At 72.5% G+C, this 24,072-nt stretch carries 22 protein-coding genes; 5 read left to right on the top strand and 17 right to left on the bottom strand.

The genetic code is table 11. From position 1 onward, the window contains the following. Nucleotides 1-3: 3 nt before the first annotated feature. The 13 genes from J7F03_RS30375 to J7F03_RS30435 all read right to left on the bottom strand — a co-directional run bounded on the left by J7F03_RS30375 (nucleotide 4) and on the right by J7F03_RS30435 (nucleotide 14,767). A complete protein-coding gene (locus J7F03_RS30375) occupies nucleotides 4-669 on the bottom strand; it encodes a 1-hydroxy-2-methyl-2-butenyl 4-diphosphate reductase (protein ID WP_214955119.1) in 666 nt (221 codons plus the stop codon). Beyond that, a complete protein-coding gene (gene shc / locus J7F03_RS30380; protein WP_214955121.1) occupies nucleotides 666-2,678 on the bottom strand; it encodes a squalene--hopene cyclase in 2,013 nt (670 codons plus the stop codon). The genes J7F03_RS30375 and shc overlap by 4 nt, the downstream gene beginning before the upstream one ends. Nucleotides 2,679-2,793: 115 nt before the next feature. Then, nucleotides 2,794-3,888, bottom strand: a complete 1,095-nt coding sequence (locus J7F03_RS30385) for a polyprenyl synthetase family protein (protein WP_308380018.1) — start codon at nucleotides 3,886-3,888, stop codon at nucleotides 2,794-2,796. A 92-nt stretch (nucleotides 3,889-3,980) separates the two neighbouring features. Beyond that, on the bottom strand, nucleotides 3,981-5,354 hold the full coding sequence (hpnE, locus tag J7F03_RS30390) for a hydroxysqualene dehydroxylase HpnE (RefSeq protein WP_214955123.1): 1,374 nt from the start codon (nucleotides 5,352-5,354) through the stop codon (nucleotides 3,981-3,983). Nucleotides 5,355-5,448: 94 nt separating this feature from the next. Continuing rightward, a complete protein-coding gene (hpnD, locus tag J7F03_RS30395; protein ID WP_214955125.1) occupies nucleotides 5,449-6,420 on the bottom strand; it encodes a presqualene diphosphate synthase HpnD in 972 nt (323 codons plus the stop codon). Further along, nucleotides 6,417-7,391: a squalene synthase HpnC gene (hpnC, locus tag J7F03_RS30400; protein ID WP_374104410.1), complete on the bottom strand. Its 975-nt coding sequence runs from the start codon at nucleotides 7,389-7,391 to the stop codon at nucleotides 6,417-6,419. The genes hpnD and hpnC overlap by 4 nt, the downstream gene beginning before the upstream one ends. Before the next feature lie 331 nt (nucleotides 7,392-7,722). After that, a complete protein-coding gene (locus J7F03_RS30405) occupies nucleotides 7,723-8,502 on the bottom strand; it encodes an ABC transporter ATP-binding protein (protein ID WP_214955127.1) in 780 nt (259 codons plus the stop codon). Then, on the bottom strand, nucleotides 8,495-9,424 hold the full coding sequence (locus tag J7F03_RS30410) for an ABC transporter permease (RefSeq protein ID WP_214955129.1): 930 nt from the start codon (nucleotides 9,422-9,424) through the stop codon (nucleotides 8,495-8,497). The genes J7F03_RS30405 and J7F03_RS30410 overlap by 8 nt, the downstream gene beginning before the upstream one ends. 95 nt (nucleotides 9,425-9,519) lie before the next feature. Further along, a complete protein-coding gene (locus tag J7F03_RS30415; protein WP_214955156.1) occupies nucleotides 9,520-10,392 on the bottom strand; it encodes a glycosyltransferase family 2 protein in 873 nt (290 codons plus the stop codon). A gap of 8 nt (nucleotides 10,393-10,400) precedes the next feature. After that, on the bottom strand, nucleotides 10,401-11,180 hold the full coding sequence (locus J7F03_RS30420; protein WP_214955131.1) for a CDP-alcohol phosphatidyltransferase family protein: 780 nt from the start codon (nucleotides 11,178-11,180) through the stop codon (nucleotides 10,401-10,403). Then, nucleotides 11,158-12,219 carry an iron-containing alcohol dehydrogenase family protein gene (locus tag J7F03_RS30425; RefSeq protein ID WP_214955133.1) on the bottom strand — a complete coding sequence of 354 codons (1,062 nt, stop codon included), beginning with the start codon at nucleotides 12,217-12,219 and terminating at the stop codon, nucleotides 11,158-11,160. Before J7F03_RS30425 ends, J7F03_RS30420 begins: the two co-directional genes overlap by 23 nt. Beyond that, nucleotides 12,207-12,959, bottom strand: coding sequence for a sugar phosphate nucleotidyltransferase (locus tag J7F03_RS30430; RefSeq protein WP_214955135.1), 753 nt, complete (start codon nucleotides 12,957-12,959; stop codon nucleotides 12,207-12,209). Before J7F03_RS30430 ends, J7F03_RS30425 begins: the two co-directional genes overlap by 13 nt. Continuing rightward, entirely contained in the window at nucleotides 12,956-14,767 is a 1,812-nt protein-coding gene (locus tag J7F03_RS30435) for a DUF5941 domain-containing protein (RefSeq protein ID WP_214955158.1), read from the bottom strand. Before J7F03_RS30435 ends, J7F03_RS30430 begins: the two co-directional genes overlap by 4 nt. A 446-nt stretch (nucleotides 14,768-15,213) precedes the next feature. On the opposite strand from J7F03_RS30435, the gene J7F03_RS30440 reads away from it, so the two are divergent. After that, nucleotides 15,214-16,452, top strand: coding sequence for a bifunctional class I SAM-dependent methyltransferase/N-acetyltransferase (locus tag J7F03_RS30440; RefSeq protein ID WP_214955160.1), 1,239 nt, complete (start codon nucleotides 15,214-15,216; stop codon nucleotides 16,450-16,452). A 142-nt stretch (nucleotides 16,453-16,594) separates the two neighbouring features. After that, entirely contained in the window at nucleotides 16,595-17,194 is a 600-nt protein-coding gene (gene idi, locus J7F03_RS30445) for an isopentenyl-diphosphate Delta-isomerase (RefSeq protein ID WP_214955137.1), read from the top strand. A gap of 36 nt (nucleotides 17,195-17,230) precedes the next feature. On the opposite strand, the gene J7F03_RS30450 is transcribed toward idi, so the two are convergent. Together J7F03_RS30450 and J7F03_RS30455 are read right to left on the bottom strand one after the other, a co-directional pair. Then, nucleotides 17,231-17,749, bottom strand: coding sequence for an ATP-binding protein (locus J7F03_RS30450; RefSeq protein WP_214955163.1), 519 nt, complete (start codon nucleotides 17,747-17,749; stop codon nucleotides 17,231-17,233). Between the two features lie 130 nt (nucleotides 17,750-17,879). Beyond that, nucleotides 17,880-18,491, bottom strand: coding sequence for an HdeD family acid-resistance protein (locus J7F03_RS30455; RefSeq protein WP_251072728.1), 612 nt, complete (start codon nucleotides 18,489-18,491; stop codon nucleotides 17,880-17,882). Between the two features lie 231 nt (nucleotides 18,492-18,722). Between J7F03_RS30455 and J7F03_RS30460 the strand changes: the two genes are divergently transcribed. Further along, nucleotides 18,723-19,472, top strand: coding sequence for an enoyl-CoA hydratase/isomerase family protein (locus J7F03_RS30460; RefSeq protein WP_214955141.1), 750 nt, complete (start codon nucleotides 18,723-18,725; stop codon nucleotides 19,470-19,472). Here the strand turns inward: J7F03_RS30460 and J7F03_RS30465 are convergent. Both J7F03_RS30465 and J7F03_RS30470 read right to left on the bottom strand, forming a co-directional pair. Continuing rightward, nucleotides 19,447-20,085, bottom strand: a complete 639-nt coding sequence (locus J7F03_RS30465) for a DJ-1/PfpI family protein (protein WP_214955143.1) — start codon at nucleotides 20,083-20,085, stop codon at nucleotides 19,447-19,449. The two genes, J7F03_RS30460 and J7F03_RS30465, sit on opposite strands and share 26 nt — an antisense overlap. An 87-nt stretch (nucleotides 20,086-20,172) precedes the next feature. Further along, complete coding sequence (locus tag J7F03_RS30470; protein WP_214955145.1) at nucleotides 20,173-21,135, bottom strand: GlxA family transcriptional regulator; 963 nt, start codon at nucleotides 21,133-21,135, stop codon at nucleotides 20,173-20,175. Nucleotides 21,136-21,272: 137 nt separating this feature from the next. Here J7F03_RS30470 and J7F03_RS30475 point away from each other — a divergent pair, with 137 nt between their 5' ends. Beyond that, nucleotides 21,273-22,910: an ABC-F family ATP-binding cassette domain-containing protein gene (locus J7F03_RS30475; RefSeq protein ID WP_214955147.1), complete on the top strand. Its 1,638-nt coding sequence runs from the start codon at nucleotides 21,273-21,275 to the stop codon at nucleotides 22,908-22,910. Between the two features lie 221 nt (nucleotides 22,911-23,131). Next, complete coding sequence (locus J7F03_RS30480) at nucleotides 23,132-23,842, top strand: hypothetical protein (protein ID WP_214955149.1); 711 nt, start codon at nucleotides 23,132-23,134, stop codon at nucleotides 23,840-23,842. The last annotated feature ends 230 nt before the right edge of the window (nucleotides 23,843-24,072 follow it).

The raw sequence follows: 24,072 nt of genomic DNA on the forward strand, positions 1-24,072 counted from the left end.
GGCTCACCTCCTGGGGAGCAGCAAAGAACGGTGCCAGTCATAAAACGCGGGCAGTACGGCACGCAATACGCGAAAGGCTGATATTCCCCCCCGAACGGTGCCGATACGGACGAGCTCATGCTCCGGAGCGTCCACGATCACCCGGACGGCCGCAACCGGACGGTCCGCGCCGTCGGCAACGGTCCCGCCCCGGGCCGCGGTCCACAAGGTGGCCGCGGATTCCATGTCGACCCCGATGGCCCCGGTGGCACGCAGCTGCGCGCGCTCCTGGCCCCGGACGACGTGGTCGGATCCGGTCAGTGCGCCGAGGTGTACGGTCCGGCCGGGCAGGGCCCGGGCCAGCGCCTCGGCGAGCAGGGCGGTACCGGCGCAGGCGACGGTTCCGCGCGGGTCCCGGGTCTCCTCGGCCACGATCAGGTCGCCTGGACTCATGCCGGGCAGCAGCCCGGCGCAGAATCCGGTCGCCAGTACGGCGGCCCCGCCCAGCCCCGGCTCGCCGAGGGCCCGGCCGACGGCGCGGTCGGCCGCGCGCGGGCCCATGCCGGTGCGCAGGATCTCGTACCGCTCGGGCGCGCCCGTCCCGCTGCCGCTGCGCAGGGCCGCCCGCTCGATGCGCAGCGCGCAGGCGACCAGCAGCGGGGGCGGTGCGCCGGCGGGGACGAGCCTCATCGGGCCTCCCCGGCGGCCGGGGCCGCGTGCGCGGCGGCGGCCGGGTCCGGGTACCGGCCCTCCGGGCCGAACGGTTCTCCGTACAGGTAGCGGCCGAGCGCGGTGAGCGGGAAGACCTGCCGGTACAGGTGGTAGTTGATGGAGAAGTCCCAGGGGAAGCCGGTCCCGGTGAAGTACGGCTCGTCCCAGCCGCCGTCCTCGCGCTGGGTGGAGACGAGGTACGCGATGCCCCGCTCGACGCTGTCGCCGTCCCGCTCCCCCGCCGACAGCAGCGCCATCAGCGCCCAAGCCGTCTGGGAGGCGGTCGAGGCACCCTTCCCGGCCCAGGACGGGTCCTTGTAGGAGCGCTGGTCCTCGCCCCACCCGCCGTCCTCGTTCTGTACGGATTCCAGCCAGCCCACGGCCCGCCGGATCGCGGGGTGCGAGAGGGCGAAGCCGGCGGCCGTCAGGGCCGGGACCACCGAGCCGGTCCCGTAGACGTAGTTGGTGCCCCAGCGGCCGAACCAGCCGCCCTCCGGCTCCTGTTCGGCGAGCAGCCAGGCGATGCCGCGCCGGGTGCGCGCGTCGCCCGCCCTGCCCTCGACGGCGAGCATCTCCACGACGTGGGCGGTGACGTCGGCCGAGGGCGGGTCGATGACCTCGCCGAAGTCGCAGAAGGGCAGTTTGTTGGGCAGGGGGCTGGTGTTGTCGGCGTCGAAGGCGCCCCAGGCACCGTTCTTCGACTGCATGCCGAGGTTCCAGGACACCCCGCGGGCGATGGCCGCCTCGACGCGCGCCGGATCGGGGTGCTTGACCCGGCGCAGCGCGAGGACGACCTCGGCGGTGTCGTCGATGTCGGGGTAGGTGTCGTTGTGGAACTCGAACGCCCAGCCGCCCGGGGCCAGTCCGGGCCGGCGCACGGCCCAGTCGCCGCTGCGCGTGACCTCCTCGCCCAGCATCCAGTCGGCGGCCTTCACCAGGGCCGGGTCGTCGGGGGGCACTCCCGCGTCGGCCAGCGCGATGGCGGCCAGGCAGGTGTCCCACACCGGGGACTGGCAGGCCTCGATCATCCGGGCGCCGTCCGGGCGCCACACCGCGAACCGGTCCAGGGACTCCAGTCCGGCCCGCATCACCGGGTGCCCGAGGTCGTAGCCGAGCAGGTGCAGGGCGATGACGGAGTACACGGCGGGCGGCTGGATCCCGCCCCAGCAGCCGTCGCTCTCCTGCCGCTCCACGATCCAGCGGCCGGCGCTCGCCATGGCCGCCCTGCGCAGCCGGCGCGGGGCGAGCCGGCGGTAGACGTGCAGGGCCTTGTCCATCCGCTGGAAGGCCCCGCCCCAACTGGTCACCGGGGCAAGCCGCTTGACGGGGTACGGGTTGCGCGCGTCGGCGTGCAGCTCGTCCAGCGCGAAGGGGGCCGGGCGGACCGGGCGCAGCGCGGAGACGATGGTGAGCGGGACGATGGTCTGCCGGGCCCAGCAGCCGAAGTCGTAGATGTTCAGCGGCACCCAGTGCGGCAGGAAGACCAGCTCGGGCGGGAGTTCGGGCAGGTGGTCCCACTTCCACCAGCCGAAGAGCGCGAGCCAGATGCGGGTGAAGACGCGGGCGGCGGCGATCCCCCCGTGGCCGCGGATCCACGCCGAGGCGCGGGCCATGTGCGGGGCGTCGGGAGCGTCACCGGCGAGGCGCAGGGCCACGTAGGCCTCGATGGTGGCGGACAGGTCGCTGGGGCCTCCGTGGAAGGTGGCCCAGGTGCCGTCGGGCCCTTGCTCGCCGCGGATGAACAGGGCGGCGGCCCGCGTGGTGGCCTCGTCCCGGATCCCGAGGAACTGGCGCAGCAGCAGGTCCTCGGCGTCCATGGTGACGTTGGTCTCCAGGTCGCCCTTCCACCAGCCGGCCTCGTCCTGCCGGTCGAGCAGGTTGCGCACGGCCCTGGCCGTGGCTTCGCGGACGCCCGGCGGCCCGGCGGCCGCGCTGTCGTCCGGGTCGGCGGCGCGTGCATCGGCTCCGCCGTCGGTCGTCGCTGTCATGGCTTCCCCTTTGCGTGCAGTGTCCTCTGCTGTCCTGGGGTCTGCCGTCGGCCGGTACCGCCCTCAGGCGGTACCGGCCGGCGACTCGCGATTCATATGCGAGATCGGGTGGTGATCACCTCTTGCGCACGACGACGAAGTCGGCGAGCGCCACGAGCTGGTCACGCACCCGCTGGTCCATGTCCACGTCGTCGAGGGCCTTGATCGCCACCGCGTGCTGGCGCCGTGCCTCGTCGGCGGTCCACTGCCGGCCGCCGGCCGCCTCGATGAGGGCCGCGCGGGCCGCGAACTCCTCCTCGGAGAAGTTCTCGAAGTCGTTGCTCTTGGCGTCGGCGGCGAGCAGTTCCGCGAGCTGCTCGCAGGCGGGTCCGCCGGCCGCGAGGGCGGCGACGACGGGCAGTGACTTCTTGCGCTGGCGCAGGTCGCTCCAGGTCTGCTTGCCGGTGGACTCCGGGTCGCCCCAGATGCCGAGGAGGTCGTCGACGGCCTGGAAGGCGAGGCCGAGGTGGTAGCCGTACTCCTCCAGCTTGTCGGCCGTACGGTCGTCCGCGCCGCCGAGCACGGCGCCGATGGAGACCGCGCAGGCGAGCAGGGCGCCGGTCTTGTTGCCCTCCATCTCCAGGCACTCCTCGACGCTGACGCTCTCGCGGTGCTCGTAGGAGATGTCCTGCGCCTGGCCGTCGATGAGCTTGCGGCTGGCGGTGGTCAGCCGGCGCGCGGCGCGCCCCGCCTCGACCGTGCCGAGCTCCAGCAGCACCTCGTTGGCCAGGGCGAACAGCGCGTCGCCGACCAGGATGGCCAGGGCCGGTCCGTGGACCTTCCACACCGTGTCGCGGTGGCGGCGCTGCTCGTCCCCGTCCATCAGGTCGTCGTGCAGCAGCGAGAAGTTGTGGACGAGCTCGACGGCCACGGCTCCCGGGATGCCGACCTCGGCCGCGGCCCCCGCGGCCTCGGCGGAGAGCAGGGCGAGGGCGGGGCGGACGGCTTTGCCGCCGTCGCCGTCCGCCGGGTTGCCCTGGGCGTCGATCCAGCCGAAGTGATAGGCGGCGACGGTGTCCATGGGCGCGGCGAGCCGGTCCACGGCGGCGCGGAGCGCGGGCGTCGAGAGCGTGCGGCCGCGCTCCAGGAGGGCGAGCGTGTCCGCCTTCTCCCCGCCGGCCGGGCCCGTACTGGCGCCCGAGTTCTCGACGGCCGGATTCCCCGGGTTCACTGGCTCTCCTCTGGTTCCTTTACGTACTGCGGTGCGTGCTGCTGCGGTACCCGTATTGCCGGTGGTGCTGGTACCGATGGTGCCGGTGGTCGTCATGCCGCCTCCTGCAAGGGGTGTACGCGGTGGCGGCCCAGCATGCCGAGCGCGGCATGAGCCGCGCTCAGTCCACTGCGGACGGCGCTCTCCATGGTCGCGGGCCAACCCGTCGCGGTCCACGCACCGGCGAGGTAGAGCCCCGGCGTGTCGGTCCGCGCGCCGGGCCGCAGGCGCCCGACACCGGGGGTGGGGGCGAAGGTCGCGGTCCGCTCCCGGGTGACGAAGAAGTCCCGTACCTTGGCGCCGCGCGCGGCGGGCAGCAGCCGCTCCAGCTCGGGCAGGTACTTGGCGCGCAGGACCGACACGGGCTCGTCGATGTCCTCGTGGGCGACCGACTGGGACAGGGCCAGGTACTGGCCGCCGTCGGGGAGCCCGGAGGAGTCGGTGCGGTCGAAGACCCACTGGACCGGGGAGCCGAGCGCCGCGAAGAACGGCTGCTTGAGCACCTTGCGGTCGTAGACGACGTGCACGTTGAGGATCGGCGCGGTGCCGATGTCGAGGAGCTTGTCCGGGTCGGCGAGCGCGCCGGCCGGGAGCAGCCCGTGCGCCTCGCGCTGCGGGACGGCGAGGACGACGGTGCCGGCCTCCAGCGACTCCTGCTCCGTGTCGACCCGCCAGCCGCCTTCCGCCGTACGGGAGATCCCGGTGACCCGGGTGCGCAGTTCGGTGCGGACGCCGGCCGCGTCGAGGGCCTTGCGGGCGAGGGTGTCGTGCAGGTCACCGAGCGGTACGCGGGCCCAGCCGATGTCGGCCGCGCCGTTCTCGGAGAGCAGGCCGGTCTTGAAGACCATGGCGGCCAGGCCCAGCGAGGACTGCTCGGCGGTCGCGTTGAGGGTGGCGATGCCGACGAGGTCCCACAGCGCCTCGATGGTGCGCGGGCTCTGGCCGTAGCGGGCGAGCCAGGTCGCGAAGTCCAGGCCGTCGAGCGCCGGGTCGGCGGGGTCGAGGCGGCGCAGCGCCAGGGCGGCGCGCCCGACGCTCGCCCGCTCGGCGAGCGAGAGGTGGGGGTAGCGGGCGAGGGAGCCCGCCAGGTGCAGCGGTACGGGCAGGGCGCTGCGGCGCAGCCGGCCGAGCCGGGGGCCGCCGGGGTGGGCGACGTCGAGGACGGGTACGTCGAGCCGGTCCTGGAGGGGCGCCAGGTCGGCGCCCCCGACGCGGTCGAGGAACCACCGGTAGGCGGTGCAGCAGCGCAGGTAGACGTGCTGGCCGTTGTCCACGGTCAGGTCGCCGCGCTTGAAGGAGAAGGCGAGGCCGCCGAGCCTGGGCCGGCCCTCCAGCAGGGTCACCCGCAGGCCCGCGCCGGCGAGTTCCAGCGCGGTGGTCACACCGGCGAGACCGCCGCCGACGACCACGGCGTGGTGCGCGGTCATACGTCCTCCTCCGTCTCTGCGACAGACGCCGCCGCTCGCAGCGGGGTTGCTCCCGTTCGGTTCGCGGGCACGGGCGGGCCGCCCGCCGCCGCCATCAGAACCGCCTCCTGGCGCTCTGGCGCGCGATGGTCCGCGCGTCGAGGCCGGAGAGTCCGCGGACGGCCACGTACGCCTTCTCGTGCGGCGGCAGCGAGACCCGGCCGCGGAGCACTGCCTCGGGCTCGCGCTCGATGCGGTCCAGGAGGCGCCGGTAGATGCCGGCCATGGCGGCGACGCAGGCGCCGCTGCGCCGGTCGAGCATGGGCAGCAGCCGGTAGCCCTCGACGAACAGCGCGCGGGCGCGGCGGACTTCGTGGTGGACGAGCCCGGCGAAGTCTGAGCCGGCGGGCATCCGGTCGCTGTGGAAGCCCTCGGAGCAGCCGAACTTGGCCAGGTCCTCGGCGGGCAGGTAGGTGCGGCCGTTGGCCGCGTCCTCCCGGACGTCCCGCAGGATGTTCGTGAGCTGCAGCGCCAGGCCGAGGGTGTCGGCGTACTCCCCGGCCCGTGCCGCGTCGGGGCCGCCGGCGTTCGCCGTGCCGAACACCCCCAGCGAGAGCCGGCCGATGGCGCCGGCCACGCAGCGGCAGTAGACCTTGAGGTCGTCCCAGGTCTCGTACGTCTCGCCGCGCACGTCCATCAGGACGCCGTCGATGAGCTCGTCGAGCCCTTCGAGCGGGATCGGGAAGCGGCGGGCGGCGTGCGCGAGGGCGACGGCGACGGGGTCGGTGTCGTCCTCGTCGATCCTCTCGGCGCGGATCCGGCCGAGGAGGGAACGCGTCTCCTCCAGCCGGGCCAGTTTGACCTCGGGCGGCAGCGTGCCGTCGCCGATGTCGTCGACCCGCCGGGAGAAGGCGTACAGCGCGGACATCGCCTGCCGCTTGTCGGCGGGAAGCAGCCGGATGCCGTAGGCGAAGTTGCGCGCCTGCGCGCCGGTGACGGCCTCGCAGTAGCTGTATGCCGCCAGTACGGGTGCGGACGGGGCGCCCGGTGCGGACGCGTGTGTGGGGCCCTCCACGGTCGGGCTCACCCCTTTCTCGGCGCTGTGCGCAGGACGGCGGCCACCTCGCGGAGCAGGCCGCTCTTGGTGGGCTTGGGCGGGCCGGGCAGGACGTCGAAGCCGGCGGCGGTGACGGCTCGAAGGGCGGCGCGCCCTCCCCCGACGAAGCCCGCGAGCAGCAGCCGGAGCCTTCCGTGGACGCTGCCCACGAGCGGTGTGCCCTCGTCCAGGAGATCCCGCGCGCGCTCGGTTTCGAAGGCGATCAGGGAGCGTACGGACGCTCCGGCGGACGGGGCCCTCAGGTCGGCCTCGGCCACGTGGAAGCGGCGCATGTCCTCGCCCGGGAGGTAGATCCGGTCGCGGCCGAGGTCCTCGGCGACGTCCTGGAGGTGTTCGGCGATCTGCAGGGCGGTGCAGACGGCGTCGGAGCGGCGGATCCGCTCGGGGGTGGCGGTGCCGGTGAGCTGGAGCACGAGGCGGCCCACCGGGTTGGCGGAGAGCTCGCAGTAGCCGAGGAGGTCGCGGTACGTCGCGTAGCGCGCGACCCGCTGGTCCTGGCGGTTGGCCTCGATGAGTCCGAGGAACGGCTCGGGGGTGAGCCCGTGGGCGCGTACGACGGGCTGCAGGGCCAGCATCAGGGGGTGGCGCGGGGGGCCGCCGGGGCCGCCGAAGACGCGCTTCAGGTCTGCCTCGAAGGCGTCGAGCACGGCGAGCCGGTCGTCCGCGGCGGCGGGGTCGAGGCCGAGGAGGGCCGCGTCGCGGCCGCCCGGGGCGAGGTCTCCGTCGCCGATGTCGTCGACCAGGCGGGCGTACCCGTAGACCGCCATCAGACCCTCGCGCCAGGCGCGGGGCAGGAAGGCGGGGGCGACGGGGAAGTTCTCGCTGCGGGCCTTGCCGAGGGTCGCGCCCGTGACGGCGGAAAAATCGTCGGAGGTGCCGGGAGCGCCGGAGTTTTCGGGGACCGCGTGCGGCCGGGAGCTGATGCCGTGCCCCGGGGTCACCGCCCGCCGCCCGTGGCGGGGACGGCCGTCGTGCCTGGGGGCCGGAGAATTCCCGTAGCCATTGCCGTCACATCTCCCGTTCTACACTGCCAACCCAATACATCCCATTTCGGACACGCCGCCGGGCTTTCACCGGGGTGTCCCAGGCTATTCACCTGTATGGAATCGTCCCCTCTTGCCCGCGATTGAGGCCTGGCCCAGCTTACGCTGTACAACGGCGCGACGGCTCGACGGGTATTCGGTCCACTACCGAATGTCGCCCGCGGAAATAGCGCTCCACGGCATGCCACGGCCCCCGCCGCGCGAAGCAGCGGGGGCCGGCGGCGTTCCGTCAGCTGGTCGCCTTCTCGTATGCCGAGACGACTTCCTCGGTGGGGCCGTCCATCAGGAGTTCGCCCCGCTCCAGCCACAGCACCCGGTCGCAGGTGTCGCGGATGGAGTTGTTGTTGTGGCTCACCAGGAATACCGTGCCGGCGCTCTTGCGGAGTTCCCGGATGCGCGCCTCGGAACGCACCTGGAACTTCCGGTCACCGGTGGCCAGAGCCTCGTCGATCATCAGGACGTCGTGGTCCTTGGCCGCGGCGATGGAGAAACGCAGTCGCGCGGCCATGCCGGAGGAGTACGTGCGCATCGGCAGGGAGATGAAGTCCCCCTTCTCGTTGATGCCCGAGAAGTCGACGATGCCCTGGTAGCGCTCCTTGACCTGCTCGCGGCTCATGCCCATGGCGAGACCGCCGAGGACCACGTTGCGCTCACCGGTGAGGTCGTTCATCAGCGCCGCGTTGACACCCAGCAGCGAGGGCTGGCCGTCGGTGTAGACCTTGCCGGCCTCGCAGGGCAGCAGACCCGCGATGGCGCGCAGCAGCGTCGACTTGCCGGAGCCGTTGGAGCCGATGAGGCCGATGGCCTCGCCGCGGTACGCCGTGAAGGAGACGCCGCGCACGGCGTGGACCCGGCGGACGCCCGGGGAGTCGCCCTTGCCCCGGCGGACTATCTTGCTCAGCGCGGCAGTGGCGCTGCCCCTGCCGGAGCTGCCGGTGTTGACCCGGTAGACGATGTGCACGTCGTCGGCGATGACGGTGGGGACGTGCCCCCGGTTGTTCTCAGCCACGGCCGTAACGCTCCTCAGCCTTCCAGAAATACACGAAACCGCCGAGGCCGATCAGGACCGCCCAGCCGACGGCGAAAGCCCAGACGTGCGGCGGGAGGTTCTCCCGGCCGTAGCCGTCGATGAGCGCGAAGCGGACCAGGTCCATGTAGATCGCGGCCGGGTTCCACTGGAGCGCGTCCGCGATCCACGCGGGCTTGCCCTTGAGCATCTCGCTGATCGAGAACATGACGCCCGAGGCGTACATCCACGTACGCGTGACGAACGGCATGAGCTGCGCGAGGTCGGGGGTCTTGGAACCCATCCGGCCGAAGATCAGCGCGAGGCCGGTGTTGAAGGCGAACTGGAGGACCAGCGCCGGGATGACCAGCAGCCAGGACAGCTTCGGATAGTTGCCGAAGCCGACCGCGACGAAGAACACGACGATCATCGAGAACATCAGCTGCTGGAGCTGCTGCAGCGAGAAGGAGATCGGCAGCGAGGCCCGCGGGAAGTGCAGGGCGCGGACCAGGCCGATGTTGGCCGGGATCGCCCTGACACCCGCCATCAGCGAGCTCTGCGTGAAGGTGAAGACGAAGACGCCGATCACCAGGAAGGGGATGTAGTCGTCCTTGTCGATGCCGCGGCCGGCGTCCAGGATCAGGCCGAAGATCAGGTAATAGACCAGTGCGTTCAGAAGTGGGGTCGCCACCTGCCAGATCTGGCCGAGCTTCGCCTGGCTGTACTGGGCCATCAGCTTGGCGCGGGAGAACGCCACGATGAAGTGGCGCCGGTCCCACAGCTGCCGCACGTATTCGGCCAGACCCGGCCGGGCGCCGCTGACGGACAGGCCGTACTTCCTGGCGAGCTCCGCGGGGGTCAGCCCCGCGTCTTCGGACGGCGGCTTGCTCGTGGCGAGGGCGCCGTCCTGGGTTGTGTCACTCACAAGATGAAACTTTCCGTCTTCATGATGCGGCAGAAGTGGCATCGGGCCTGAGGCACTCGGATCGTGATCGCGTCATGTTCTCAGACGCGAGCGTGCTAGATGACAGGCGGTCGGCCCAGCCGGGTCAGCCGCCAGACCGTACGCCACTTCATGGGGCGCCGGGGACCGCAGGAGGTGGTCCATCCCTCCTTGAACCCGCCGAACCACGCCTTGAGCGCCGGCGCCGAGGGCCTGCGCAGGAGCGTCAGAACGAGCCAGACGCCCACGTAGACCGGGACCAGCGGGGCGGGCAGGTTGCGGCGGGCGAGCCACACCCGGTTGCGGGCCACCATACGGTGGTAGACCGCGTGCCGGGAGGGGGCCGTCGTGGGGTGCAGGAGCACCATGTCCGCGCGGTAGTCGATCAGCCACCCCGCGTCGAGCGCCCGCCAGGCCAGATCGGTTTCCTCGTGGGCGTAGAAGAACTCCCCCGGCAGTGTTCCGACCTGCTCGAACACCTTCGTGCGGACGGCGTTGGCGCCCCCCAGGAAGGTGGTCACGCGGGAGGAGCGCATCGGGTCGGAGGCGCGCAGCCGGGGCACGTGGCGGCGCTGGGTCTCGCCCGTCTGCGGATCGGCGATCCGGAAGCTGACGATCCCGAGCGCGGGGTCCTCGGCGAAGGCCTGCCGGCACAGCTCGGCGGTGTCGGTGCGCTCCAGCAGCCCGTCGTCGTCGAGGAAGAGCAGGGCGTCCACATCGCTGCCGCCGGGGCCGAAGGCCTCGATGCCGACGTTGCGGCCGCCCGGGATGCCCAGGTTCTCGGGGAGGTCGACCGTACGGACTCCTTCGGGGACCCCGCTGACCTTCACTCCCTGGCCGACGACGACCACCTGTACGGGGTCGCCGTCCTGGCGGGCCACCGAGTCGAGGAGGGCCTTGAGGTCGTCGGGGCGGTTGCCCATGGTGATGACGACGGCGCCCAGGCGCATCGGGGCGCTCACTTCAGCCTGCTCGAAGCGAGGACCGACACCAGGTGCAGGACGGTCTGCAGGAGCGCGATGCCCGCGAGTACGGCGACACCCAGCCGGGAGAAGAACAGGTCGCCGCGGACCTGGTCCAGGACGGCCAGCACCAGGATGAGCAGCGAGGCCTCGATGCCGAGGACCAGGCGGTGGAACTTGAGCGCGGCGGCGGCCCGGCGGGCGAACGCCATGCCGGACGAGCGCGGCACGGCCGCCGCGTCCTTGACCACGGGCTTGCCGGCCTGGTGGCGGGCGACGCCGACCAGGTCGGTCTCGGCCTTGATCAGGATCGCGCCGAGCGCGGCCAGGGTGCCCAGGAAGGCCCACAGCCAGTCGATGCGCCCGCTGCCCCACAGGTCCGCGGCGCGCAGGCCGAAGCCGACCAGCACCGCCGCGTCGCACAGGTAGGCACCGACGCGGTCCAGGTAGACCCCGGACAGCGAGAACTGCTTCTTCCAGCGGGCGACCTCGCCGTCGACGCAGTCGAGCAGCAGGTACAGCTGGACCGCGACCACGCCGAGGACGGCGCCCCAGACGCCCGGCACCAGCAGGGCCGGGGCCGCGAGGACGCCGGCGAGGGTCATCACGTAGGTCAGCTGGTTCGGCGTGACCTTGGTGGTGACCAGGAGGCGGGTGATGCGCAGGGAGATCTCGCGCATGTAGAGGCGCCCGCCCCAGTGCTCGCCGCTGACCCGGTCCTTGACGCCCGCCGGGTGAACGACGGGCCGGAGTTCAGCTACGGATGGTCTTGGCATAATCGGCGTAAGCGTCCCTGATCTCGGCTGCGGACAAGTTGAGGTGCTCCAGGATCGTGAAGCGTCCCGGACGGGTCTGGGGGGCGTACTCGACGGCCGCGACGAACTCGTCCACGCTGAACCCGATCTCCTCGGGGAGGACGGGCAGGCCGTGCCGGCGCAGCACCTCGACGAAGAGCCCGGACTGCGCGGCGGCGCCGCGCAGGTGCATGGCGAAGGCGGCGCCGAGGCCGACCTGCTCGCCGTGGAGCGCGGAGCGCCCGGGGTAGAGAAGGTCGAAGGCGTGGCTGATCTCGTGGCAGGCGCCGGACGACGGGCGGGTGTCCCCGCTGATCGACATGGCGATGCCGGAGAGGACGAGCGCCTCGGACAGCACGGTGAGGAACTCGTCGTCGCCGACGCAGCCGGGGTGGCGCAGCACGGACTCGCCGGCGGTACGGGCCATGGCGGCGGCCAGGCCGTCGACGGACTCGCCGTTGAGGCGGTGCGAGAGCTCCCAGTCGGCGATGGCCGAGATGTTGGAGATCGCGTCGCCGATGCCGGCCCGGACGAACCGCGCCGGGGCCTCCTTGATGACGTCGAGGTCGACGACCATCGCGATCGGCATGGGGACTCCGTAGGAGCCCCGGCCGTTGTCGTTGTCCAGGATGGACACCGGCGAGCAGATGCCGTCGTGGGAGAGGTTGGTGGCGACGGCCACCATCGGCAGCCCGACCCGCGCCGCGGCGTACTTCGCCACGTCGATGATCTTGCCGCCGCCCAGGCCCACGACGGCGTCGTAGCGGCGGCCCTTTATGTCGTCGGCGAGCTTGACCGCGGAGTCGATGGTCCCGTCGACGACGGGGTACCAGTCGGCGTGCGGCAGTACGGGCTCCAGCTTGGCGCGCAGCACCGCGCCGGAGCCGCCGCTGATCGCGATCGCGAGCTTGCCGGACGTGGAGACGCGCTGGTCGGCCAGGAGGCCGGCCAGATCGTCCATCGCCCCGCGGCTGATGTCGACGACGACGGGCGAGGGGATGAGCCGCGTCAGTACAGGCATGCGATCGTCCGGCCCTTGGCGAGGTCGTCGTGGTTGTCGATCTCGACCCACTTGACGTCCCCTATGGGGGCCACGTCGATGGTGAAACCGTCATCGACGAGCTGCTGGTAGCCGTCCTCGTAGTAGAGGTCGGGGTCGCGCTCGAAGGTGGTCTTCAGGGCCTCGGCCAGGGCCTCGGCCGCCTCGGGCTCGATGAGGGTGACGCCGATGTACTCGCCGGTCGCGGTGGCCGGGTCCATCAGCTTGGTGATCCGCCGGACGCCCTTCTCGCCGTCGGTGATGACCTTCATCTCCTCGTCGGCCAGGTGCTTGACCGTGTCGAGGGCGAGGATGATCTTCTGGCCCTGACCGCGGGCGGCGAGCAGGGTCTTCTCGACGGAGACCGGGTGGACGGTGTCGCCGTTGGCGAGGATCACGCCCTGTCCCAGGACGTCCCGCGCGCACCACAGGGAGTAGGCGTTGTTCCACTCCTCGGCCTTGTCGTTGTCGATCAGCGTGATCTTGACGCCGTACTTGGCCTCCAGGGCCTCCCGGCGCTCGTAGACGGCTTCCTTGCGGTAGCCGACGACGATGGCGACCTCGGTGAGGCCGACCTCGGCGAAGTTGCCGAGCGTCAGGTCGAGGACCGTGATGCTCTCCTCGTCACCTTCGGGGCCGACGGGCACGAGGGCCTTGGGCAGGGTGTCGGTGTAGGGACGCAGGCGGCGTCCGGCACCGGCAGCGAGGACGAGGCCGATCATGCTGGTTCTCCTTCGTCATGTACGGCGGGTGCCCCGGAGGAAACCCAGAAGCGGATGCTCTCCACGAGCACCACCAGTGCCACGAACACAGCCATGGCCGTGAGCGCGACGGGGAAGTCTGCGGCGCGCGAGGCCAGGACCGAGGCCAGGACCGCGGTCAGCAGCACCCGGCCTTCGTGCCCGCCGGTCGTCCGCACCAGCCAGTGCGGGGGCGCGCCGGTGCCACCGCGGATGCGGTACACCGTGTCGTAGTGATGGTAGGCGACCGCCGCGACCAGTCCGAATGCCGCCGGAAGGGCCCCGGGGACGTCCGCCTTGGCGGCGAGGATCAGGACGGTGGTGTACTCGGCGGCCCGGAAGACGGGCGGCACGAGCCAGTCGAGGGCGCCCTTGAGGGGGACCATGACGGCGCCGCCCGCGAAGAAGGCGTAGAGGCCGGCCGAGACGACCATGGTCCAACTGCCGAACGGCAGCTGCCAGGCACCGTAGAGAAGCTGCGCCGAGGCCAGCACCGCGACCCCGAGGGCCCCCGGCGACTTGGCTCGGACGCGGATCAGCGCCCGGCTGACCAGCTCGGCGACGGGACCCGAGTCGGTGAGGTCCGCGAGCGCCTGGGCGGCCCGGTCGGTGCGCGTGGCCTTGCGGGTCAGCGAGCGCAGGACCCGGCCGGCGGTGGTGTAGAGCGCGCCGAAGGCGCAGCCGACCAGCAGGGCGTAGAAGACGATCCGGGGGCTGGTCGCGGCGGTCAGCACCGCGATCATGGCCCAGCGCTCGCCGATCGGGAGGATGATCATCCGCCGCACCCAGACCGTCCAGCCGACGCTGTCGAGCTTGGCCGAGAGGGCGGCCGTGGGGCTCCCGGAAGGAGATGCCGCGGTGGCCGTGGCGTCGTGGTTGGCCTCGTTGAAGGCGAAGTCCACGACGTGCCGGCAGGTCATCAGGATCATCGCGCCGAGCGCGAGCGCCCAGACGTCGTCGCCGTTCCTCGCCGCGCCGAGCGCGAGGCCCGCGTAGAAGGAGTACTCCTTGGCGCGGTCGAAGGTCGCGTCGAGCCAGGCGCCCATCGTCGAGTACTGGAGCGAGTAGCGGGCGAGCTGCCCGTCGGTGCAGTCCAGGACGAAGGAGAAGAGGAGCAGCACGCCGGCCGCGACGTAGCCCCAGCGGTCGCCGGTGGCCGCGCAGCCGGCCGCGATCAGCGCGGTGACCAGGGAGGCGGTGGTGACCTGGTTCGGGGTCAGGCCTCGGCGCGCGCACCAGCGGGCGATGTAGCGCGAGTACGGGCTGATGAAGAAGGTGGTGAAGAACCCGTCCCGGGACTTCACGGCCGTACGCAGCCGGACGGCCTCGTCGTCGACGGCGGCCACGGCCGCGGCCGCGGCGTCGCGCTCGGCGGTGGTCAGGGGGACGGCGGCGACCAGGGTGCCCAGCTCGGGGCGCTGGACGGTGGTGCCGGCGGCTTCGACGGCGGCGGCCAGCCGGTCGGGGTACGGGCCGGTCCCCACGGGATCGGAGGTGTCCAGTGCGGCGGCCCGGTCCAGGGCCGCGCGGGCGCCCGGCTGGACGGCGAAGGCTCCGGTGACCGCGCAGGCGTCGAACCGAGGGTCGGTCAGCGCGAGCCGCAGCGCGTGGGCGTGGCCCACGAACTCGCTGTCCACGACGGCCACCCGCTGGTCGGCGGGTACGAGGGCCAGCGCGGCGGCGGTGTCGCGCGGGGTGGCGGCGGGGCGGACGTCGAAGCCGAGGGAGCGCAGCTCGTCGGCGAGCGGCGATCCGGGCACCGGCAGGCCGGTAAGGATGACGGTCGGCAGACGAACTCACTCCTTGCACGAACACGGGACGTGCGCCAGGGGGCGGCGGCACGTCGGCAGAGGCTATCGGATGAACGGAAGGAGGGGTTCACCACCCGTTTGCGCCCCGACAAGCCGAATATTCCGGGGCTGTGCGCCCGGTGGCGATCATCATTGACGAGAACGCCGGGGGACTCAAACCGCCTCGATGTTAGGCTGACCGCAGACGTGTACCAGTCTCGTCAATACGTCCCATACGGAACCGAGAGAGAAAGAGGTGGGTTGATGACCGTCGCAGAGGTCGCGGCCACGGGCAGCGACGCGCTCCGGTACATCCCCCCTTCTTCCTTCCGGGCATCCGGCCAGGCCTGATCCTCGCGATCTTCGCGGCCTCGTCGGCCGGAGCCCCCGTTCAAGGGTTCGCGTTGACCGACATCACCGGTAACACCGCTTTCTTCGAGTCCTTCATGGAGCTGCACCGGGGCCTGCCCCGGCAGTCACCCGGATCCGAGGCCACCACCCGTCACCTGCTGTCCCTGTGCGGACCGCTGCCCGAGCGGCCGCGCGTCCTCGACCTGGGGTGCGGTCCGGGCCCCAGCGCGCTGCTGCTCGCCGCCGAAGCCGGCACCCATGGCGCCGACGTCACCGCCGTCGACCTGTACGAGGGCTTCCTCGACGAGGTGCGCGCCGCCGCCGCGGCCCGCGGGCTCGCCGACCGGGTCCGGGCCGTCAAGGCCGACATGGGCGACCTCCCCTGTCCGGATGGTTCCTTCGACCTCCTGTGGGCCGAGGGCTCCGCCTACAACATCGGCTTCGCCACCGCGCTCCGGCGGTGGAAGCGGCTCCTCGCACCCGGCGGCACCCTCGTGCTCAGCGAGTGCGAATGGACCGTCGAGGAGCCCTCCGCCGGGGTCCGCGCCTTCTGGGACCCGCACTACGCGCTGCGCACCACCGCCCGCAACCTGGCCGCCGTCCAGGCCGCCGGGTACCGGGTGCTCGCCGTCCACCGCCATCCCGACTCCGACTGGGCCGCCTACTACGGCCCCCTCGGCGAGCGGGCCGCCGCGGCTCCGGAGCCGGCCGGGCCGCAGGCCGCGGCCGCGCTGGGCTTCGTACGCGAGGAGCTCGACACCCGGGAGCGGTACGGGCACGAGTACGGGTACACGGCCTACGTCCTGCGCCCGGTCACGGCCGGCGACGGCGGCGCCTGGACCACCCGCCCCGAGACCGGGGCCGACACGGCAGCCGTCCACGCGCTGAACTCGGCGGCCTTCGAGACCCGCGCCGAGGCGGACCTCGTGGACGCGCTGCGGACGGACGGCTCCTGGCTGCCCGGCCTCTCCTACGTGGCCGAGGGCCCGGACGGGTCGGTCGCGGCCCACGCCCTCTTGACCAGGTGCGAGGTGGACGGGGTCCCGGCGCTCGCGCTCGCGCCGGTGGCGGCCGATCCCGCGCTCCAACGCTCGGGCGCCGGCAGCGCGGTCGTACGGGCGGTGCTCGCGGCGGCACGTGAGCGGGGGGAGGCACTGGTCCTGGTCCTCGGGCATCCCGCGTACTACGCGCGCTTCGGGTTCGTAGCTGCTTCGCGGTTCGGGATCCGGGCGCCTTTCGAGGTACCCGACGAGGCGATGATGGCGCTGGTGCTCGACGACCGCCTCCCGGTGCCGGCGGGCACGATCGGATATCCGGCCCCGTTCGGAATCTGACGGACATCCCCATGGGCTGAATTTCCTCCGCCCCTCGCCGCATATCACGTGGCGGGGGGCGGACATGCGCGGATCACCGAAGTCAGGGGTATCTGCTTTTGTACGGCAGACTGAAGGCCGAAGTCCGAAGCGAAGGATGGGTATGCCGACCACACCAGCCACCGCCGCGAACAGCGCGTCCACCGGCACCGGCACTCAAGAACCGATCATGCTCGAACTGGTCGACGAGTCCGGCAGCACCATCGGCACGGCGGAGAAGCTCTCCGCCCACCAGGCCCCCGGTCTGCTGCACCGCGCGTTCTCCGTGTTCCTCTTCGACGAGCAGGGCAGCATGCTGCTCCAGCAGCGCGCCCTCGGGAAGTACCACTCCCCCGGCGTCTGGTCGAACACGTGCTGCGGTCACCCCTACCCCGGGGAGTCGCCCTTCGCGGCCGCGGCCCGGCGGACCCACGAGGAGCTCGGGCTGTCGCCCACGCTGCTGGCCGAGGCGGGGACGGTGCGCTACAACCACCCGGACCCCGCGTCGGGTCTGGTGGAGCAGGAGTACAACCACCTGTTCGTGGGACTCGCGCAGTCGACGGTGCGGCCCGACCCGGAGGAGATCGCGGACACCGCCTTCGTCACGGCCGAGGAGCTGGCCAAGCGGCATGCCGAGGTTCCCTTCTCGGCCTGGTTCATGACGGTGCTGGACGCGGCCCGGCCCGCGATCCGTGAACTGACGGGTGACGCGGCGGGCTGGTAGGCCTCCTCGGCCGAGCCCGTGTCGCCGTACGCCGCCTCAGACCGCCGAGGTCGGGGTGGCGGCCGGCGACGCGGCAGGCGTGGTGAGCGGCAGGGCCGCCCAGATCACCTTCCCGCCCGTCGAGGTGTGTTCCACGTCGCAGACTCCGCCGGCCTCCAGGGTGATCTCCCTGACGAGGAGCAGCCCGCGGCCGCCGGTCTGGCCGAAGTCGGCCTCCAGCGCCTTGGGCCGGTACGGGTGGTTGTCCTCGACCGCCACCCGTACCCACTCCCGGCCGATGGCGACTTCGACCGCGACCTCCGGCGAGAGCAGGGCCGCGTGCCGGACCGAATTCGTCACGAGTTCGGAGACGATCAGCAGCAGGGAGTACACCAGGTCCCGGTCGGCCGGCACCTCCTGGCGGCCGAGCAGGTCGCGGACCGCCCGGCGGGCCTGCGGAACGGATCCTTCTACGGCGGGAGCCGTGAAACGCCACACTCCCTCATATGCGAGGGGGGCAGCCGCGACCTCCGGCTCACCCCCCTTGACTGGCGGGACGCTCCCGCTGACATCCATCTCCCGGCCCCCGTCTTCACGCTCGATCGTCTCCACGCGTCAAGAGTGGGGACCCGAGCGGTCCGGGCCGGACCACTGACCAGAAGTCAGCGTCAATCGGACACTTTCTGACCACTGGCGTATGACAGAGTCAGTTGTTCGACTGTTCCTGATCTTCTGAGGGTCGCTTCCCAGTGGTCTCGCCCGCCTCGGCCGCCGTGTCCGGCACCCCCGCCGACGCCGCCGGCCCGCCGTCGTCGCTGACCAAACCCAGGATGCGGCGCGCGCCCATGCCCAGGGCGATCAGACTCAGACCGTCGAACAGCAGCGCGAGCGAGAAGAACGTTCCGATCACGTACAGACTGTTGCCGGGCCAGTTGGAGAGGATCAGCAGGCCCAGCAGGATGCCGAAGGCCCCCTGGACGAGGGTCAGCCCGAAGTGCGCGCCGCGCACCACGACACCGCCGGCCAGCCGGAACACCCCGCCGATGAGGAACAGCAGCGCGGCGAACATGGTCAGCGCCTCCGCGCTCGCCTCGGGGCGGCGCAGGATCACGAAACCGGCCGCGATGTTGATCGCGGCGACGATGACGGCGAGCCAGAAGTAATTGCTCTTGCGGGACTGGAACGCCTGCAGCAGGCCCACCGCGCCACCGGCCAGCAGCAGCCAGCCGAAGAGGAACATCGTGGTCAGGGTGGCGACACCGGTGTAGACGAGGCCCACCAGCCCGGCCAGCACCAGGAGCACCCCGAGCAGGGCCATCACTCCGAAGCTGCGGCTGACCTTCTTCGTGTCGCCCTTGCCGTCCCCGTCGTCCTTGCCGGCCTTGCCGCCCTGGAAGCCGTTGCGGTCTGCATGCTCGGTACGGTCTGCGCCCATGGACGCGCCACCTTTCAGCACCCCCCGGACGGACTCCCTGACCGCCGGTCCACCGACCTGCGGGGTCCCGGTCTTTTGATCATAGGTTTGACCGCCCGGGATAGCATCCGGCGCATGGACGCAGCCCTCCTCCCCTCCGTCGCCGACGGGGTCGCCACCGTCGTGATCTCCCACCCCGCCAAGCGCAACGCCATGACGGCGGCGATGTGGCGCGGCCTGCCCGGGCTGCTGGCCGGGCTGGCGGCCGACCCCGCCGTACGGGTGCTGGTCCTGACGGGCGCCGGCGAGACCTTCTGCGCGGGAGCGGACATCTCCTCCCTGACCGGGGACGACGACCCGCAAGCCCTGGCCGTGGCGGCGGAGGAGGCCCTGGCCGCCTTCCCCAAGCCCACGCTCGCCGCGATCCGCGGCTTCTGCGTGGGCGGCGGCAGCCAGCTGGCGGCCGCCTGTGACCTGCGCTTCGCACAGGAGGGCGCCTCGTTCGGCGTGACGCCGGCGAAGCTGGGCATCGTCTACCCGGCCTCCTCGACGCGGCGGCTGGCGGCCCTGGTCGGCCCGGCCGCCGCCAAGTACCTCCTCTTCTCCGCGGAGTTGATCGACGCGGGCCGGGCGCTGCGGACCGGCTTCCTGGACGAGCTGCACCCGGCCGGCCAACTGGACAAGCGGGTGGCGGAGTTCACCCGGATCCTGGCCTCGCGCTCACAGCTCACCCAGGCCGCGGCGAAGGAGTTCGCGGACGGCCGCACCGACCGGGACGCGTACTGGGCGGCGCAGGCCGCCGGAAGCGGCGACATCACGGAAGGTGTCGCCGCGTTCCTGGAGCGCCGGGCTCCTGCCTTTACCTGGACCCCGCCCGCGGGTTGAGCGCACGCAGCCGCGCGACGATTTCGGCGGGCGCCTTCTCCGGGGAACCCGCGTCGTAGGGCGGCTGCGGGTCGTACTCGGTCATCAGCTGCACGGTCTGCGCGTACTCGTCCCCCGCGATGCGGCCGAGGAGCGTGAGCCCCATGTCGATCCCCGAGGAGACTCCGGCGGCGGTCACGTACTTCCCGTCGAAGACGACCCGCTCCCCGGTGGGTTCGGCGCCGAACCCGGGCAGCTGGTCCAGGTACAGCCAGTGGCCGGCGGCCCGCCGCCCCTCGAGCAGGCCGGCGGCGGCGAGCAGCAGCGAACCGGTACAGACGGACGTGGTCCAGGTGGTCGTGGCGTCGACGGCCCGCAGCCAGTCGAGGACGACCGGGTTCGCCATCTGCAGGTCGGGGTGCGGCCCGCCGGGCACGATCACGATGTCGGGCCTCGTCACCTCGCCGAGCCCCTTGTCGGCGACGAGCGCGAGCGATCCGTTGTCGGTCCGTACGGGCCCGGGCCGCTCGGAGACGAAGACGGTCTCGGCGCCCTGGAGCCGGCCGAGGGTGTCGAAGGGCCCGATGGCGTCGAGGGCGGTGAACCGGTCGTAGAGCAGTACGGCGATCTGCATGGCTCCTCCGGAGCGGTTGACGTGACCGACGGGGTCTACCGGTCGGTCCTGGCGATGGGGTCTGGCGATGGGGTCTGGCGATGGGGTCTAGCGGGGCACGCCGAACCGGCGGCGGTACTCGGCCGGGGACTGGCCCAGGGTCTTCACGAAAGCGCGGCGGAGGGCTTCAGGGGTGCCGTAGCCGCAGGCCCGGGAGATCTGGGCGACGCCCTCGCCGCCCTCCTCCAGCATCCGCCGCGCGTGCTCCACCCGTACCCGTTCGACGTACCGCCCCGGCGTCACCCCCGTCTCCGCCTGGAAGGCCCGCGCGAAGTGCCGCGGCGACAGCGCGGCCCGCGCCGCGAGCGCCTCCACGCTCAGGTCCTCCCCCGGGTGCTCCGTGATCCAGTGCTGTACGTCACGCAGCGGCTCCCGCATCGCCGTCTGCGCCGCCAGCTGCGCGCTGAACTGCGCCTGGTTCCCGGGCCTCCGCAGGAAGACCACCAGGTGCCGGGCGATCGACAGGGCGAGCTCCCGCCCGTGGTCCTCCTCCACCAGCGCCAGCGCGAGGTCGATGCCGGCCGTCACCCCGGCCGACGTGGCCACCGGCCCGTCCCGGACGTAGATCGGATCCGGTTCGACGACGACGGCCGGGTAGTCCCGGGCCATCTGCTCGCACACGTACCAGTGGGTCGTCGCGCGGCGGCCGTCCAGCAGACCGGCCTCGGCCAGCAGCAGCCCCCCGGTGCACACCGACACCAGGCGCTCCGCACGCCTCCCGTACGCGCGCAGCCAGTCGGTGAGCCGCGGCTCGAAGTCGCCCGTGTACTGCCCGCCGGGCACCAGCAGCGTGGTCCCGGCGCGCGGGCGCTCGCTCTCCAGGTCCCCGTCCGGGACGAGCGTCAGCCCGCTGTTCGTCCGGACCGGGGCGCCGCCCGGGGAGACGGTCCGGATGGCGTACCGGGCCGGCCCGGGGTGGCGGTCGGCGCCGGAGAACACCTCCACCGGCCCCGTGACGTCCAGGCTCTGCACGCCGTCGTAGAGGACGACGAGCACGTTTCGCAACGACATGACCTCATCGTGTGACACCGCCCCCCATGGCCGCAATGACATGTATCCCACCTATCCGGCCATGGTCCGGTGTCCGGCCGGGCCCGGGACCAGGCCCGGAGACCGGAGGGCGGGGCCACGGATAGGATCGGCAGATCATGACTGCAACCCTCGTCGCCAAGAAACTCACCGCCGCGCACGGTGAGCGCACGCTCTTCGCCGATCTCGACCTCGTCGTCGCGCCCGGCGACGTCATCGGCCTCGTCGGCGTCAACGGCGCCGGGAAGTCGACCCTGCTGCGGATGCTCGCCGGGCTGGACGCCCCCGAGACCGGCGAGCTGCGGCTCTCCCCGCCCGGCGCGGCCGTCGGGCACCTCCCGCAGGAGCCCGAGCGGCGCCCCGGCGAGTCGATCCGGGAGTTCCTGGCCCGCAGGACCGGTGTCGCCGCCGCGCAGGCCGAGCTGGACGCCGCGACCCAGGGGCTCGTCGACGGCACGCCCGGCGCCGACGACGCGTACGCCGACACCCTCGACCGGTGGCTGAACCTCGGCGGCGCCGACCTCGACGAGCGGGCCCAGGAGGTCGCGGACGACCTCGGGCTGGCGGTGGAGCTCGATCTGCCGATGGCCGCGCTGTCCGGCGGCCAGGCCGCCCGCGCCGGACTCGCCTCGCTGCTCCTGTCCCGGTACGACGTCTTCCTGCTCGACGAGCCGACCAACGACCTCGACCTCGACGGTCTGGAGCGCCTCGAACAGTTCGTGAAGGGGCTGCGCGCCGGCACGGTCGTCATCAGCCACGACCGCGAGTTCCTCACGCGCACCGTGACCAAGGTCCTCGAACTCGACTTGGCCCAGCAGCAGATCAACCTCTACGGCGGCGGCTACGACGCGTACCTGGAGGAGCGCGAGCGGGCCCGCAGCCACGCCCGCGAGGAGTTCGACGAGTACGCCGACAAGCGCTCCGCGCTGGAGGGCCGGGCCGCGATGCAGCGCGGCTGGATGGACAAGGGCGTCAAGAACGCCCGGCGCAAGGCCACCGACAACGACAAGATCGGCAAGAAGTTCCGCAGCGAGGCGAGCGAGAAGCAGGCCTCCAAGGCCCGCCAGACGCAGCGCGCGATCGAGCGTCTGGAGGTCGTCGACGAGCCGCGCAAGGAGTGGGAGCTGCGCATGGAGATCGCGGCGGCCCCGCGCTCCGGCTCGGTGGTCGCCACCCTGCGCGAAGCGGCCGTCCGTCGCGGGGACTTCGCCTTCGGACCGGCGAGCGTGCAGATCGACTGGGCGGACCGGGTCGCGATCACCGGCGCCAACGGTGCTGGAAAGTCCACCCTGTTGGCCGTGCTCCTGGGCCGCCTCGCCCCGGACTCCGGCTCCGCCACCCTCGGCTCGGGCGTCCTGGTAGGCGAAGTCGACCAGGCCCGTGGACTGTTCCTCGGTGACGAGCCGCTGCTGGAGGCCTTCTGCGCCGCGGTTCCCGACACCGAACCGGCCGAAGTCCGCACCCTGCTCGCCAAGTTCGGCCTGAAGGCGGCGCACGTGACCCGCCCGGCTGCCACCCTCTCCCCCGGCGAGCGCACCCGGGCGGCCCTGGCGCTGCTCCAGGGCCGCGGGGTGAACCTGCTGGTGCTGGACGAGCCGACGAACCACCTGGACCTGCCGGCGATCGAGCAGCTGGAATCCGCCCTGGAGGCCTACGAGGGCACCCTGCTGCTGGTCACGCACGACCGCCGGATGCTGGACGCGGTCCACGTGACCCGCCGCCTGGAGGTCGCGGACGGCAAGGTCACCGAGCTCTGAGCTCCGGGCGGGAACGGCTCCGGCCGCTCCCGCCGGCCGCGGTCGACCGCGGTCGACCTAAGCTCCCGGGCATGGACGAACGGGGGCCGTAGTGCCTTGGCATGTGCTCGAAGGGGTGCCGGCGGGTCGGGAGAAGGTTCCCGGCCTGTTGCGCGGACTGGTCGTTCCGGGGCTACGGCGCTCCTCCTGGGCGAAGTTGGAGGAGCTGCTCGGCTGGCGGAGTGACGAGCCGCTCTTCGCGGAGGTGGCGAAGCGCCTGTTGGGCGCCGGAGCTGCTCCCGGACTTCCGCAAGCGGCTCGCCGAAGGCCCCGAGGCCCGGGGCGTTGCCAAAGTCCTGCAGGTCCTCGCCCTGTGGGGCCCGGTCGCGGCTCCGGCCGCGCCCGAGCTGGCGGGGCTGCTGGACACCGGGCACGCCCGGCCCGCGGCCGAGGCCCTGGGGCGGATCGGACCGGCGGCCGCGGCGGCCGCCGATGTGCTCGCCGGACTCGCTCGGGGCGATCAGAGCCCGTGGCGCTTCGGCCCCGGCACCGAACGCTCGCCGAAGCCGTGGCAGGGGGCGCAGACCGCGGCCTGGGCGCACTGGCGCGTCACGGGCGACCCGGAACTGGCGCTGCGGGTCACCGGAGCGGCGGTCCGGGCGGGACCCGGCCGCCCGGTGCTGCGCTACCTCGCCGACCTGGGCCCGCTCGCCGCGCCGTACGCAGACGCCGTCCGGCCCCTGCTCGACTGCCCGGGCGAGTGGAGCAGGGTCGGCGCGGCCGGGGCGTGGTGGCGGATCACCGGCGACGCGGCCCCTGCCGTCGCGACCCTGCTGCCGGAACTGCGCCCCCTGGGCGACCACCTCGTCCCCCGCTGGTCTTGCAGACCGTGCGGGCCCTGGGAGCGATCGGCCGTCCCGCGACGCCCGCCCTGCCCGTACTCCGCGCGGTGATCGCCTCGGAGCGCCGCTACGGGGGCATCCTCCGCGACGTGGAACTGTGCCGGGCCACCCGAGAGGCACTGGACCGGATCGGCGGCCCCTGACGCCCGGCCCGCACGCGGTCCGCGCCGGGCGCCTCGGGCCCAGCGCGACCCGGTGCGACCCGTGCGACCCGGTGCGACCCGGTGCAACCCGGTGCAACCCGGTGCAACCCGGAATGACCTAGCCCCAATGCTGGTGAC

This window comes from Streptomyces sp. ISL-43 (assembly GCF_018614195.1).
Classification (GTDB): domain Bacteria; phylum Actinomycetota; class Actinomycetes; order Streptomycetales; family Streptomycetaceae; genus Streptomyces.